The sequence below is a fragment of the Luteolibacter sp. LG18 genome, assembly GCF_036322585.1.
GTDB lineage: Bacteria > Verrucomicrobiota > Verrucomicrobiia > Verrucomicrobiales > Akkermansiaceae > Luteolibacter.
The window spans coordinates 5,558,464-5,572,334 of sequence record NZ_AP024600.1 but is presented as its reverse complement, the minus strand read 5'-3'; the positions used below and the strand labels follow the sequence as shown (position 1 = coordinate 5,572,334).

The following is a 13,871-nucleotide window of genomic DNA, read 5'->3' as shown; positions in this document are numbered from 1 at the left end:
GGAGGCCGAGACCTCCGGGCGTCGTTTGATCATGACGTCACGCCATCCGCGATCGGATCCCGATCCGCGTGGAGTTGCCAGAACGGTGTGCCGAAGTGGCGCGCGGCAGCGGCGTAGAGCGGATTCCTGCGGCGCTGATAGAGGGATCTCACCTCCTCGGCCGTTCGCTGGTAGTGTTCCAAGGTCGTATTTCCCAACAGCGCGGTGGCGACCATGTCGGCCGAGGCCATGGCATTGAAGATGCCCTGCGAGGCGAGGGGATCGAATGCCAGCGCGGCATCACCGCAGGCGGCCCAGCCCGGGCCACAGGGTGACTCCAGATGGCAGGACCGGGCGTCGTGGACCTTCAGCGCCATCCGGTAGAAGGCCTCGGGATCGACCTGTGCCGCGATGTGGCGCGTGGCGCGCAGTTGCTCGAGCCATCGCATGGGATGGGCGCGCAGATCCGCGGCCAGGGCCGGGGTGGTGTGGAAGACCGTGAGCGGTCGACCATCCGGCAGATACGCGGCATACCACCAACCCTCGGCGGTGGATTCGATGAAGGTGCGGTTGGGCGGTGTTTCGCGGGTGTTGCGGCCGATGGTCCAGACGGCGACCAAGGGCGGGCCGTGGATCTGACGGGCTCCGGCACGCCGGGCGATGGCGGCATTGCGGCCGGTGGCATCGATCAGGAAATCCGCGGCGAGTTTGCCGTGGGCCTCCGTGTCCATCTGCCAGACACCGTTGATGCGTTCCACACCGGTGACGCGCGCGGGTTTTCTCATGACTCCCACGGCGGCGGCCACCTGGGCGAGTTCGGCTTCGAACGCGCCGCGGTTGAGCCGCCAGCCACCACCCTCGGGTTTCGAAAGGTGATCTTCGGTCCGCAGTTCGCCCGCCCAGTGGGAGACGATGCCTCCGACCGAGCGGTGGGGACTACCCGGCCCGCCGATGGGCGGCAGGTTGAGTTTCGCCAGCAGTCGGGCCATGGCGCCCGGCACGCTTTCGCCGACCTTGTGGCGGCCGGATGATTGGGGATCGAGGAGCAGGACTTTCCCGCCCGCCCGCGACAAGGTGGTCGCGGCGATCAGTCCAGCCGGTCCGGCACCACCGATGATGGCATCCCAGGTTTGGCTCATGACTTGCGGCGGGCTCGAAGGTTGATGGCTTCGCGGAGGTGCTGCTCGCTGTTCCAACCGGCGGCGTGCACCTTTTCCTGGTAAGAGTTCGGAGCGGCGGCGGTGCGGAGCGCCTTGAGGCTGGCCCTGGCCGCGGCGAACCGCTGCTGCTGGTCCTTGCTGAGGTTCTCGACGAAGATGGTGGCCGGGAAATCCGGATCATCGGCGATGCCAGGGCGGGCTTCCACGATGCCCTGGGCACCGAACTCGGCGACCATCTTCTCCATGCGCGCGGGGATGTCCGGAGCCTCATCGATGGCGCGGAACCAGTAGGCACGCCGGTTGTAGGCGGCGATGCGTTCCTCACGCGGAAGCGACTCGTTCATCACGATCACGTAGTCCTCTTCGGTCAGCACCCAGTTCGGCACGCGGGCCGCCCAGAAGGTGGGAAGGAAGGGATCGTATTGCGGATCATAGCCCGAGCGGCAGTAGGCGGTGTCACCTTGCCACGGCAGGCCCATCCAGCAGGTGATGTTGCCGGGCCCCTGTCGATAGAGCGGGCCGGTGAGGGCCAGCGCCTCTTGCTGGTCGAGGGTGCTGCCGTAGGTATCGGCCGGTTCATCGGAGCGGCGGCGAATGCGGAATGGCGCGCTGTAGAGCGTGGAGTGGCGCATCGGCCAGGTGGTCTCGCAGCCGGGATGGAATGCGTCCGCCAGGCAGTAGTGCAGCGCGGCCTTGTCGAGCATCGCCGGTTGTTCGGCCAGCGGCACGTCCGCCAGCGTGTGCGGCGGCGTGGCGGCGGGATCCCAGTCATCCACGAAGGTGCCGGCCACCCAACGCTGGAGATGGAGTTGCTGGAGCTGCGGCAGCGCCAGCATGGTCTGCGGCGAGGGCGAGAAGAGATCGCCGCCGAAGTCATCGCCATAGATCCACGGCCACAGGCGCGGCTCGTTCACCTCGGTGTCGAAGGCGCGGAAGGTGTTCAGAATGGTGCGGCGGAGTTCCTCGTAGGGCTTGCCGGACTCGCCGTTGAGCGACAGCTCGCGGATGAACGCCGGGTCCTCGAAGTCCATCGGGCGGCCCTTGCCATACATCGCGGCGAAGCCCTTGTTCACCCACTGCAGGTTCGAAAGGCGGCCGAGCAATGGCTGGATGTCGCGGGTGAACGAGGTCTGGTCCGGCAGCGGCAGCATTCCGGCGTCCACGTAGGTGTCGACGAGGAGGTCGTAAAGGGTCCGCCAGCCGATCACGTCCGGGGCATAGTTCGGAGGGGCGCACAGCACCCACGAGCCTTCCACGGGAATCGAGCGGCCGTTGATCGACACGGTGGCGTCCACCGGGCCGTCCGACATGTCGTCGTACCAATCGTCCGCGTTGTTGAAGGTGTCCGGATCGGCGGGATCGAAGGGCGGGGCACCGCTCGGCGAGGCCGACTTGCCGTGGCCGCCAAGGAAGAGCAGGCGGCCCTGGTCGTCGGTCTGCAATTCTCCCAGAGGAACGGTCACACCCTTGAACTCGCCGGTATCGAAGCGGTGCTCGGCTCCGCCGGAAACATTCCGGCCGCTGATGCTGCGCGGGCCGGGATCGATCACGAGCTGGGCGCGGGCCGGGCCGGTGATGCTGGCGTTGCGGCGGGGGACCGTCAGGTTCTTGGTCGCCGGAATATCCATCGCGGTGATGAAGCGGAACCAATCGGCCTTGCGGTTCGCCACGTGCACGGTCCACGAGATGTCGGCGTTGTCCGGGGTGAGCTCGCGCACCACTTCGCCGGCGGCATTGTAGCCATAGAGGCGGAAGCGCGCGGCCTGGCGCTTCAGCTCGCCACCGGCGGTGCGGTACTGGTTGGTGTATTCGCCGAGCGGGGGCTCGGTGACCTCCGGCCCGATGAAGTATTCGGTTTCGGCGTCACCCACCCGTGCCACGCCGATCGCCGGATGGATCGCGGCGCGGACGACGCGGGTGTCCTTGCCCGGTGGCAGGTCCTCGGCGGGCTTCGGCACGGTGGGCTCGCCATCGGGGATGCCGTTGACGTTCCGGCGCTCGTTGGCGGAGGCGGCGTAGACCACCTTGCGGGCGTCGGCGATCGAGCCCTGCGGGGTGTGGTCCGCGGTCACGCGCCAGATGTTCCAGCTCAGGTTCTCGCCGTAGGCCGCCTGACCGCGCTCGGTCACGTCCTGCTTCGGGAAGATCACGTCGGCGATGTGGACGAAGGGGCTTTCGTCCTCCGGCCATGCCACGGTGGCCTGGTCGAGCGGCATCGTCGCCGGGTTCGTGCGGAGCTGGATGCAGAAACGGAACACCGCGTCTCCCTCGGAAAGGCGTTTTGCAAGGTCCGCGGCGAGATAGCAGGGATCCTGCGGCGGCGTGGAAGGAACTGGCACCTCGATGGTGGGCTCCAGCTTGTATTTCACATAGTGGCTGCCGCCGAGGGCGAAGGGTAGGATCGCCCAGTAGGGGGAGGCCAGCGCCGAGCCCACCGGTTTCGCCATCGCGTCGAGGATCTCCTTGGTCTTCGGATGGGCCTCCAGATAGGGGCCGTAGTCGCCATCGATCACCCCCGCCTTGGTGAACTCACACATGTCCCGCGCCGTATCCACGAAGAACACGTCCATGTTCTGCATGATGAAATCGAAGGTTGTGTCATCCGGCAGGCCGAAGATCTTCGGGGTCGGGGTGCCGAAGAGCTTCAGGCCGATGCCGATTGTGCTTTCGTAGTCGTTGCGGGTGGGCAGGGTGTCGGACGAGAAGCGGGCCCACAGCGGATACTCGCCGCCCGCGAAGACGCCCACCTTGAAAACCTCTGGAATGTCCGGATTGATGCGGAAAACCCCGTGCGCCACGCAGTGCGGCTTCAGGAACACGGGACGCAGCGCCGGGCATTGGCCCGCCTTGATCCGGCCCTTCTGAACCATGTCCACGAACATGGTGACCAGCGAGTTGTCGGGGTTCGTGGCGCAGTCGCAGACGGGCGCGTCATCGGGCGTGGCTTCCAGGTTTTTCATGCAATCGGGTGGGTGCTGATATGGTTTGTTAGAGATGAATATGATGGTTCATCTGTCATGGATCAGCGTGGAGTGGCAATCATCTTGTTTGGGAAAATATATATTCCAGTGATTGGCCGTTTTTGTGCCATTGGATGAGGTGTGGATATTGCCATTTGCTTATCTGGCGGAGGTGTCGACCTTGCGCGAATAGGGAGTTCCGCGATTGTCGATATCGCTATCCGATGGAATGTTTTCCAACATTTGCGGCCCGGATGACTTGCAATTCTAACAAGTCTGAACGAAGTATCGCGCTTATGGCCAACAAGAAACCAGGTAAGGGCAAACGCTACACCGCGGAGGAAAAGCAGCAGATCGTGGATTTCGTGCGCGAAGCCAACGGCGACAAGGGCCGCGGTGGTGTCGCCGCCGCCGTGAAGAAGTTCGGAGTCAGCGCGCTGACTGTCGCCTCGTGGGTCAAAGCCGAGGGCGGTGTTGCCTCGAAACCCGGCAAGGCTGGCAAGGCCGCGGCCAAGGGCGGCGATGGCGCGCGTTCGAAGCTGCTGGGGCAGCTCGCTTCGCTGGACCACGAGATCGCGGCGAGACGCAAGGAGCTGACGGCGCTGGAAGCGAAGTTCCAGAAGCTCAAGCAGCAGCTCTGAGCCCTACGGGCAAAAAACAGGCCGCCGGACACGAGGTCGCGGCGGCCGGGAATGGAAACGGTTCGTCAGACCGCTCAGAGGACCATGTCCTTGAGCTTCTTGAGCGGACGGACCTTGACCACCGTGGAGGCGGGCTTGGCCTTGAAGGTAACTTCTTCCTTGGTGAATGGGTTGATCCCCTTGCGGGCTTTCACGGCCGGCTTCTTGATCGTGTTGATCTTGAGGAGGCCCGGCAGGACGAACTCGCCGACCGCACGCTTGTTGACGTGGCTTTCGATGACGTCGGTGAGGCTGTCGAGCACGGCGGACACCTGCTTGCGGGTGAGGCTCGTGCTGGCCGCGATCTCATCGAGAATCTGGGTCTTGCTGAAACGTTCTTTTACGGGAGCTGCTTTTTTAGCCATAGTTCGTCGAACGATTCTCCGAGGAATCCACTGGAGTCAAGGATGGAGCGGACGGAGGAGGCCGAAAAAGTGTCCCCGGACCGCCTGTAATCCCCGGAAACCGGTTAGACCGTGCCCATGAAACTGCCATTGCTCCCTTTTCCGCTCCTGATCTTCTTCTCCGGCCCGCTGGCCGCGGAGCTTCTAACCACGGCGGGGAAGCCGGTGGAATTGAGCGTCCGCGCCGCTGGGGAGCGGGGTGTGCGGCTGACGCTCAAGCCGGTGGAATTCGCGCCGGAGCTGCCCGCGAACCCGGCGTTGTTGGATTCCACGGCTGCACCTGTGGCGCGCTGGCGGGATCTCGATGGCCCGCAGGAGGCGAGGGTGGGGGAGCTGCAAATTTTGGTTAGGCCCGTGCCATTGACCGTCCGGGTGACGGCAGCGGGTGGGCGATTGATCCAGGAACTGGTGGTGGATGCCGCGGGAAAGGTGGCCTTCGCCTTGGATGGGCAGCCGGTGCTGGGACTGGGTGAGGGCGGCCCGCGGCCCGGGAAGGACTGGCAGCACGCACCGGTGGAGTTCGACCGGCGCGGGCGGATGGAGGACATGGTGCCGCGCTGGCAGTCCGATGCCTATGGTTCGCGCAATCCGGTGGCGGTGCTGGCGGGGACAGGCGGATGGGGGCTCTATTTCGCGGCCCCATGGGGAAAGATCGACCTGTCGAAGCCCGACCGCGGCTTGTTCGTTCCCAATGAACCAAGGGTGGCCGGACCACGTCAGACGGTTGGCAACCAGCAGCAACAGCTCGGCAAGGGGCTGCCTCCGGCGGAATCGGTGGTAACTGGGTTGCTCGACGTGTTCGTGTTCGATGCGCGCCAGCCGGCGGTGTTCATGAAGGACCTTGCCGCGATCAGCGGACCGGCGGTGCTGCCGCCGAAGTGGGCGCTGGGTTACATGCAGTCCCACCGCACGCTGGAGGACGACGTGGCGATGCTGCAGATCGTGGACACTTTCCGGGAGAAGCACATCCCGATGGATGCGGTGATCTATCTCGGCACCGGGTTCACGCCGAGAGGCTGGAACAAGCCGCAGCCCTCCTTCGAGTTCAACCCGGAGGTGTTCAAGCACGACCCGGCCACGGTGCTCTCCGACTTCCATGCCCGGAACACGAAAGTGGTGCTGCACATGGTGCCGTGGGACCGCGACCGCCTGCCGGTTCTCGATGACGCCCACCTTGGCTCCTATTGGAAGGAGCATGAGGCGCTGGTGAAGGCGGGCGTAGACGGCTGGTGGCCGGACGAGGGCGATTGGTTCGATCTCCATGAGCGGCTCACGCGCCACCAGCTATACTACCAGGGGCCGTTGAGCAGCCAGCCGGACCGGCGGCCGTGGAGCCTGCACCGCAATGGCTACCTCGGCATCGCGCGGTGGGGCGGGTGGGTGTGGTCCGGCGACACGCAATCGACTTGGAAAAGCCTGGAGGCCCAGATCGCGGTGGGCATCAACCATTCGCTCAGCCTGTCCCCGTTCTGGGGTTCCGACATCGGCGGGTTCTTCTCCACGCCGGAGCTGACCGGGGAGCTGTATCTACGATGGTTCCAGTTCGGCGCGTTCTGCCCGTCGTTCCGCTCGCATGGGCGGACATGGTGGACACGGTTGCCGTGGGGGTGGGGCTTGGATTCGTTGGGTCCGGTCGAGGACCGCGAGCCGCCGAAGGTTTCGGAGCTGAACAATCCCGCCATCGAGCCGCTGGTGCGGCGCTACGCGGAGCTCCGCTACCGTCTGCTCTCCTACAATTACACCGCGGCCTGGCAGGCGCGGGACGGAGGCCTGCCGATGATGCGCGCGCTGTGGCTCCATTACCCGGAGGACCCGAAGGCCCGGGGAATCGGAAACGAATACCTGTGGGGCGGCGATCTGCTCGTGGCGCCGGTGTTCCAAAAAGGCGCGACTTCGCGGGACGTCTATCTGCCCGTGGGCAAGTGGCATGACTTTTGGTCGGGCGAGATCGTGGACGGCGGGCGCACGGTTTCCCGCCCGGTTGATCTCGGGACGATGCCGCTTTATGTGAAAGCCGGTGCGATCCTGCCGCTCGATCCGGTCCGGCAGTATACGGCGGAGCCTGTGACTGAGCCGCGCGTGATCCGGGTGCACACGGGCGCGGATGGAAGCGGCGTCCTGTATGAGGACGACGGAGGCAGCCAAGGCTATCTGAAAGGCGAAGCGGCGGTGACCTCGTTTTCCTGGAATGACCGGGAGCGCAAACTGGTGATCGAGCCGCGGGTTTCGACCCAGGCCCGCCAGACGAAGCCGCAGGCATTCCGCATCGAGCTGGTTCCCGGGGGCACCGCGAAGGTGGTGGAATACACGGGCTCGTCTCTCACCATCTCCTTATAGACGGCAGGCATGCGGGCTCGAAATATCGCCGTCGCGGGGTATTGAATTGCTGTCAGGTGGAGCCCTTACTAGTGTGGAAGCCTGCCATGCACCTCCTGAAGAATCCGGCTGCTGACCTATCCGATCGGGGCGAAGGTCCTGTTCCCACCGAGCTTTCCGTGCTGGTGGTGGAGGATGCCCGGGCTACCGCGGACATTCTCGGAATGTTCTTCGAGGCCGAGGGACATCGGGTGAGGGTGGCGTATGACGGCGCGGAGGCGCTCAAGCAGGCGGTGGTGGAGCCTCCGGACCTGATTCTCATGGATCTGGGGCTTCCCGAAATGAACGGGCTCGAGGTGGCCCGTGAAATCCGCCGCCATCCCTTCACCAAGCGGGTGGTGGTGATTGCCCTCACCGGCTACGATGATCAGGAAATGCTCCATCGCTGTGCGGAGCACGGGTTCGACGCGCATCTCTCGAAACCCGCCGACCCCGAGGAAATCAAACGGCTGGTGAAGGTGTTGTTTCCGGATTGAGCGCCCGCTCACGCGGCGGGTGCCACCGGGGTGCGGAGCGTGACCACCGTGCCTTGGCCCGGGTGGCTGGTGATCTCCACGCTGCCCTTGGACGACTCCATGCGGCGGGCCAGGTTGGTGAGACCGTTCCGATTCGGGGGCACGTCTTCCGGGCAAAAGCCCTTGCCGTTGTCCGCCACCTGGACCAGCAGGTCCGGGCCGTCCAGACGGATGGTGAGCGTGCATTCGGTGGCGCGGGAGTGCTTCAACACGTTGTGAACGGCTTCGTTCACGGCCATCAGCAGGTGATGGCGGAGCTGGGAGTCAAAGGAGATGTTCGGCAGATGATCCGCCACGTCTTGGCGGCAACGGATGCCCGCGGTGCGCAGGCTTTCCTGGCTGCGGGAGCAGAGGTAGTTCGCGGTCGAGGAAAGGCTGTCGTTGGCGGGGTTCACGGTCCACACGATTTCGTCGAGGGACTTGGCCATTCTCTGCGCGCGATCGACCATGCCCTCCACCCGGGGGCGGACCGGATGCTCGCCCAGGGTGTCGGCGGCCAAAGTGCCGAGGAAATTGATCTCACTGAGACTCGCTCCGAGATCGTCGTGGAGGTCCCGTGCGATGCGGGTTCGCTCCCGCTCCAGGCGGCTCTCTTCCAGCAGGCGGGCCATCCGTCGCTTCAATCGCCGCACCGACCATTTGCGGACGAGGATGGCCAGCGCCGCGAGCACCAAGGTGCCGACCACGATGCGGAAACCGAGGGTTTGCCAGAGATACGGTTTGACCTCCAGGGTGACCGAGGCCGGGCTGGCGCTCCAGCGGCCGTCCGGGGTGGAGGCGATGACGTCGAAGCGGTAGGTGCCTGGCGGAAGGGAGGCGTAGCTGGCCAGGCGGTTGCCATCGGTGTCCTGCCATTCCTCTTCCAGGCCATCCATGCGGTAGCGGAAGCGGGTTTCTTCCGGCCGGTTGTAGCTCGGCGAGGTGAAGCGGATTTGCAGGGTGCCGGTGCCGGGCTCCTTGACGATCCGGTTGCGGGTCGACGGGAGATCGGTTTGCCAAAGCGGTCCTTTGTCGGTGGTGGCGCTTTCGATGTGCACGACCGGCGGCTCGGAAGCCTGGAGGTTTTCGGCCGGATTCACGCGGATCGCTCCCGCGGCCAGGGAAAACCACAGCGCGCCGTCCGGGCCTTTTGTCGAAAGGTTGCCATGCTCGCCGCTGAACTGGGGGGTGGGCAGTCCGTCCGGGCGGCTGAAGCGGATGCCGTGGATTCTCCCACCGGAGGGGCCTCCGGGAGGATTGACGAGCTCGACTACCGGGATTCGTTGCAATCCGCGGTCGGAGCCCAGCCACAGGAAACCATGATCGTCCGATTCGATCTGGCAAATGGTGGGGCTGATGAGGCCGTCCGCTTCCGTCCAGCGGGTGGGCTTGTCGTCGTGCCAGCGGATCAATCCCTGGCCGAGGGTGCCGGCCCAGATATCCCCGTCCGGGGTGGACGCGAGGATGGTGGGTTGGAGATCCGATGCGCCGGGCACGGTGCGCAGATCGCGCCATGTGCCGTTTTCCCGGAGCCAGAGGCCCGCCGGCCCGGCGGCCACCCACAGGCGGCCGCGGTGGTCTTCGAGCGTGCTCAGAACCGTGGCGTGATCGAGTTCCGGTTTGATGGTGATCCTTTCGACATGGCCATCCTTCAGCCTCCTCATGCCATTGCCGTAGAGCCCCAGAACGAGGCTGCCATCCTGACATTCCTGGATCGTGCAGATTTCGGAAGCCGGATCGTCCAGGAATGCGGGAACGGCTTCGGCCTTGCCGTTCGTCACTCGGTAAAGTCCGGCGCGAAACGTCCCGATCCACAGGGTGCCGCGCGAATCATGGAGCATCGACCAGATGGGCTCCCGCTCCGGCAGTCCCGTCTCGCGCAGGTCCGGCACAAAGCCGCCGTCCTGATGGCGGAATATGCCAGCGCCATCCGTGCCGACCAAGACCTTTCCCATGGGATCCACGGTGATCGCGGAGGTCACGGTCCGGCCGAGGCCCTCCGTCACGCCGTAGGTGTCGAATACGCGGCGGCGCAGCCGGTTGAGGCCGCCGCCATTGGTGCCGGCCCAGACGTTGCCCTCCCGGTCGACGAGGAGGCCGCGGACGTCATCGAGCGAAAGCTGGCCGGAGGCGTCGATGCGACCGTGTTCGGTTCCATGCAGGAACGTGACGCCGCGGTTGCGGGTGGCGATCCAGAGCGTGCCCTCGTGATCGACGGCGCAGGCGAGGTTCGAGTTCGCCTCGCTGCCGGGAATGAGGCTGTTCAGGTTTTCCCAATCCGTCCCGTTTTGGCGGAACAGGACGCCACTGCCGCAGAGGATGAGCCGGTTCTGTGCGTCCTTGGTCAATCCGGTCAGGTCGCGGCCACTCCATGGGCCGGTCAGTTCCGTTCCATTGTTGCCCGCCGTGCGGTGATGGAGGTGATTGCGCGTGAGGATCCACATTCCGCCTGCATCATCCGGCAGCAGGCAGCGGACATCCGGTTCCACCCCGAGGTCGACTTTGCTGGCGATGCCACTGCGGATCGTCAAACAGGTGCGGAAACAGCCGGCCCAGATCGTGCCATCGGTGGTTTCCCCCAGCGCATACACCGTTTCATTCGGGCTGTTCGCGGGGATCTTCCAGACACCGTTCTCGCGATACGCCACACCGCGGCGGGATCCGACCCAGACCCGGCCGGCCCGATCCACCAGGATGCAGTGGATGTGGGTGTCGGGCAAGTCGGCCGCAGTACCGATCACCTCGAAGCGCACTCCGTCGAAGCGGGTGACTCCCGCGCCGGTGGCGGCCCAGATGAATCCATCGTGATCCTGGGCGACGCCTGAGACCACGTTGCTCGGCATGCCCTCGCTGGTCTGCCAGAATCGATTCAGATATGCCCGGCCCTCATTGGCCGCCGCGGGTAATGCGGCCAGCCAGCCGATCGCGAGAACGCATGAAGTTTTGAGAAATGAAAGCGGGCGGACCATGTGGAGGGTTTTCTCGTGGCCGCCCGGGTGGGGTCACGGCAGGGGCGCAGAAGGACAGCCTACCGTGTTTGTTGGGGTTTGAACACCATCCGTTCGGGGGGCGTCCCGATGACATCGGAGCGCCCGCGGATCCCCGCCGTGGGCGCCCTTTCCCTGCGGGGTTATTTTTTGTCTTCGAACCGGAACACCAGCGTGGTGCGCGGTGCGACCTTGCAGACGGTGCCCGGTTTGACGTCCTTGCGGTCGTCCACCAGCTCAATGGCATTGCCCCCGTCCTCCGGCACCTTCACGTCGAAGGTCTTGTCCTTCGACATGTTCATGGCCACGAAGTAAGGGCCATACCGCAGTTCGTAGAGATCGCCGCGGCCGGCATACAGGTTTTCGTCGCCGGGCTTGAATTTGATGCCGTCCGGGATCTTCGCGATCGGAAGCTTCTCGCCGGTATGGGCGGAAACGATGGCGGCCGGATAGCGGTGGCCGCCGTTGCCGAAGCCGAAGTTCGTCCAATCCGGGCGGGTGTATTCCATGCCGCTGGCGGTGTAGAGCGTGCTTTGCTTCACCACCGCCACCCGGTCGAAGTCCGGCGTGAGGTAATGGACGCGGGCGAGGAAGTTCACCGCGTGGCGGGCGCGCCAATAGAGCGAGGCGTAGAAGATCTCGTTGCCATGCTTGATCGCGATCACGCCGTCCTCCTCATCCGTGAAGGCGAAGTCCGGCTGGTCCCACGACATCGGCAGGCGCTTCGCCGACGGCGGCTGGCCCTTGATCTTCTCATATTGCTCCGGCACCTGGAGCAGGCCGAAGGTGACGCGGAAGCCCTTGTTCTTCGCCTGCTCCGCCACGGTGGAGAAATACTGGTTGTCCGCGATCTGCTGTTGCGCGTAGCCGACGAGGTTCGGATCGAGCGTGAGCGCGGCGGCTTCGAAGGGCGAGCCGTCCCACGACGGGCGCTGGCCGTAGGTCACGTTGCCGGGGAAGTGGGTGTCCCGCCAGCCGACCACGGTTTCCTGAACCATGGTGCGGTTGCCCTGGTCATCGAGCATGGGGTAGCGGAATGGGGCCCGTGCCCGCGCGATGCGCACGAGCTGGGCCTTGATCGCCGGGTCCCCGGGCTTTCCCCACGCGGGTGCGGTGGCCTCGTAGATCTGGCTGACCCAGTCGATGACCTCGCCGTAATTCCCCACGAAGCCGAGTTCGCGGGTGAGACCTTTTTTCGTGATCTGCATGAAGTCCTTGCCGAGCGGTTCCACCGGTTTGCCATTCACCTCGCTGCCAAGCCACGGCTCGAGGCCGATCGATTCGCGCAGGTAACGCTGAACCTGCTTCTCCGGCAGCGCCTTCGCGGGAGTGAGCACGGCGATGCCGCGGTTCGCCAGATAGATGCCGTAGAGGTCGTTGATCATCGACTGGTTCGTGTACTGGCGGCGGTTCTCGCGGTGCCAGTCGCGGCAGGCGAGGAGCATCTCGGTGTAGGCCGCGCGGCGGGTGATTTGCGTGCCGGTGCCGTCGTCGATGGTCTTGTCGAACTCGGCCTTCAATGGCTCCGCGAGCAAGGTGATGACCTGCCCGCTCGGTCCAAGGCCGAACCAATCCGGATTCCAGGTGGAAGGTTCCTCCTGGGCGAGCTTCGGGTTCTTCTTGTAGCCGCGGTAGAGGTTGTCGAGCGAACGCAGCGCTTGTGCCGCCGTTTCCGGTTTGCCCGCGGCCACCGTCCACTTCGTGTGGTAGGCCTTGGCGAGGAAGAGGGTCTGCATTTGGTTCGGCATGCGGTCCGGCTTGAGCAGGTTCGTGAGTTCGCCGTTCACCCGGTCCTTCACTTGCGCCATCAGTTCCTCGCCGGGTTCCTTTCGGAGCGGTGCATCCTTCGGAAACACGCCCTGCTTCTCCAGTGAGGAGGGAATGAAGCAGCCGTCGTCATGGGTGTAGACCGCGTAGATGCCGCGCGTCGGTTCCGTCATCGGCTTCTGGTATTCGGCGAACGACTTGCCATAGCCCCAGATCGGTCCATTGGCGCGGATCGTCAGTTCCGCGGTGTTGCGGCCCGTGGTCTTGTCGAGGGGGAGGGGCAGCGTCTTGTAGTAAAAGCGATCGTTGTAAGCCGGGGCGTCCGCGCCGACATCGAGGCAGTCGTAGTCGCCGAGGTGGCGATAGCCGATCTGTTTGCCATCGAGTTCCAGCATCAGCAGGTTGTGGTTCACGTCCGATCCCCACAGCCGCACGGTGACGTAGTTCTGCTTCACTGGATCGACCTTCAACGTGGCGGTGAGTTTGCCTCCGAGCCAGGTGGCCTCTTCAAGCGGTAGCAATCGGCGCGCCACGGTGCCCAGTCCGCCGGCGATGATGTCGGCGTGGTCGGCCTTCACCGCATGGAGGTCTTCGGAGTCGTGTGAGCCGAGGATCAAGGTGTCGATCGTCGCCGCCGGGAGCGGACCGGCGGAGAGAACCGTGGCCAGAGCGAGGAGCGCGCGCTTCCGGGGAGACGGGTGGATGAAGGAGATCATGTGTTCTTTCTGAACGATCCGATGTCATGGCTTCCATCACCGGATCGCCTGTCCTTTTGTTCGATGGTGGCCCCACGGTCGTTGTTGCGGATTGGTCAGCAACGGGACGTGAAGGTGTGGATGGTCCGGTGTCGTTATCGGGTTACCAGTTCAAACCACATGTTTCAGGCGCGGGATTGCATCGATGCGGGCGGAACTGGCTAATGCCATACGTCTCACAAAACCCACCGCGGGCATGTCATGCGGATTTTCCGCCGCCTGCTTTTCAAAACCCTGTTAGGAAAAAACTTCCCATGAGGATTACGGATGAACCGTGTCATGGCCCCGGGACCATCGTGTCCAGGAGCA

The 13,871-nt window shown here is 64.7% G+C and carries 8 protein-coding genes; 3 read left to right on the top strand and 5 right to left on the bottom strand.

Going from position 1 to position 13,871, the window contains the following annotated elements; genetic code table 11:
* Window positions 1-29 precede the first annotated feature (29 nt).
* Both llg_RS22195 and llg_RS22190 read right to left on the bottom strand, forming a co-directional pair.
* The gene (locus llg_RS22195) at window positions 30-1,118 is read right to left on the bottom strand and encodes a tryptophan 7-halogenase (RefSeq protein ID WP_338287265.1); all 1,089 of its coding nucleotides are present in this window, start codon (window positions 1,116-1,118) and stop codon (window positions 30-32) included.
* Window positions 1,115-4,099 (bottom strand): LodA/GoxA family CTQ-dependent oxidase, encoded by a 2,985-nt coding sequence (locus tag llg_RS22190; protein WP_338287264.1) that lies wholly within the window; start codon window positions 4,097-4,099, stop codon window positions 1,115-1,117. Before llg_RS22190 ends, llg_RS22195 begins: the two co-directional genes overlap by 4 nt.
* Window positions 4,100-4,395: 296 nt before the next feature.
* Here llg_RS22190 and llg_RS22185 point away from each other — a divergent pair, with 296 nt between their 5' ends.
* Entirely contained in the window at window positions 4,396-4,740 is a 345-nt protein-coding gene (locus llg_RS22185) for a hypothetical protein (protein WP_338287263.1), read from the top strand.
* 74 nt (window positions 4,741-4,814) lie between these two features.
* Here the strand turns inward: llg_RS22185 and llg_RS22180 are convergent, their stop codons facing one another.
* Window positions 4,815-5,144, bottom strand: coding sequence for an HU family DNA-binding protein (locus llg_RS22180; protein ID WP_338287262.1), 330 nt, complete (start codon window positions 5,142-5,144; stop codon window positions 4,815-4,817).
* A 117-nt stretch (window positions 5,145-5,261) separates the two neighbouring features.
* Here llg_RS22180 and llg_RS22175 point away from each other — a divergent pair, with 117 nt between their 5' ends.
* Both llg_RS22175 and llg_RS22170 read left to right on the top strand, forming a co-directional pair.
* Complete coding sequence (locus llg_RS22175; protein ID WP_338287261.1) at window positions 5,262-7,520, top strand: TIM-barrel domain-containing protein; 2,259 nt, start codon at window positions 5,262-5,264, stop codon at window positions 7,518-7,520.
* An 86-nt stretch (window positions 7,521-7,606) separates the two neighbouring features.
* Window positions 7,607-8,035 (top strand): response regulator, encoded by a 429-nt coding sequence (locus llg_RS22170; RefSeq protein WP_338287260.1) that lies wholly within the window; start codon window positions 7,607-7,609, stop codon window positions 8,033-8,035.
* Window positions 8,036-8,043: 8 nt separating this feature from the next.
* Here the strand turns inward: llg_RS22170 and llg_RS22165 are convergent, their stop codons facing one another.
* Together llg_RS22165 and llg_RS22160 are read right to left on the bottom strand one after the other, a co-directional pair.
* Window positions 8,044-10,896 (bottom strand): two-component regulator propeller domain-containing protein, encoded by a 2,853-nt coding sequence (locus llg_RS22165; protein ID WP_338287259.1) that lies wholly within the window; start codon window positions 10,894-10,896, stop codon window positions 8,044-8,046.
* Between the two features lie 287 nt (window positions 10,897-11,183).
* Window positions 11,184-13,523 (bottom strand): hypothetical protein, encoded by a 2,340-nt coding sequence (locus llg_RS22160; protein ID WP_338287258.1) that lies wholly within the window; start codon window positions 13,521-13,523, stop codon window positions 11,184-11,186.
* Window positions 13,524-13,871: the final 348 nt, after the last annotated feature.

Bases quoted from the DNA above. Each gene is read 5' to 3' on its own strand.
- llg_RS22195 (WP_338287265.1), bottom strand. From the start codon at position 1,118: ATGAGCCAAACCTGGGATGCCATCATCGGTGGTGCCGGACCGGCTGGA.
- llg_RS22190 (WP_338287264.1), bottom strand. From the start codon at position 4,099: ATGAAAAACCTGGAAGCCACGCCCGATGACGCGCCCGTCTGCGACTGC.
- llg_RS22185 (WP_338287263.1), top strand. From the start codon at position 4,396: ATGGCCAACAAGAAACCAGGTAAGGGCAAACGCTACACCGCGGAGGAA.
- llg_RS22180 (WP_338287262.1), bottom strand. From the start codon at position 5,144: ATGGCTAAAAAAGCAGCTCCCGTAAAAGAACGTTTCAGCAAGACCCAG.
- llg_RS22175 (WP_338287261.1), top strand. From the start codon at position 5,262: ATGAAACTGCCATTGCTCCCTTTTCCGCTCCTGATCTTCTTCTCCGGC.
- llg_RS22170 (WP_338287260.1), top strand. From the start codon at position 7,607: ATGCACCTCCTGAAGAATCCGGCTGCTGACCTATCCGATCGGGGCGAA.
- llg_RS22165 (WP_338287259.1), bottom strand. From the start codon at position 10,896: ATGCCGAGCAACGTGGTCTCAGGCGTCGCCCAGGATCACGATGGATTC.
- llg_RS22160 (WP_338287258.1), bottom strand. From the start codon at position 13,523: ATGATCTCCTTCATCCACCCGTCTCCCCGGAAGCGCGCGCTCCTCGCT.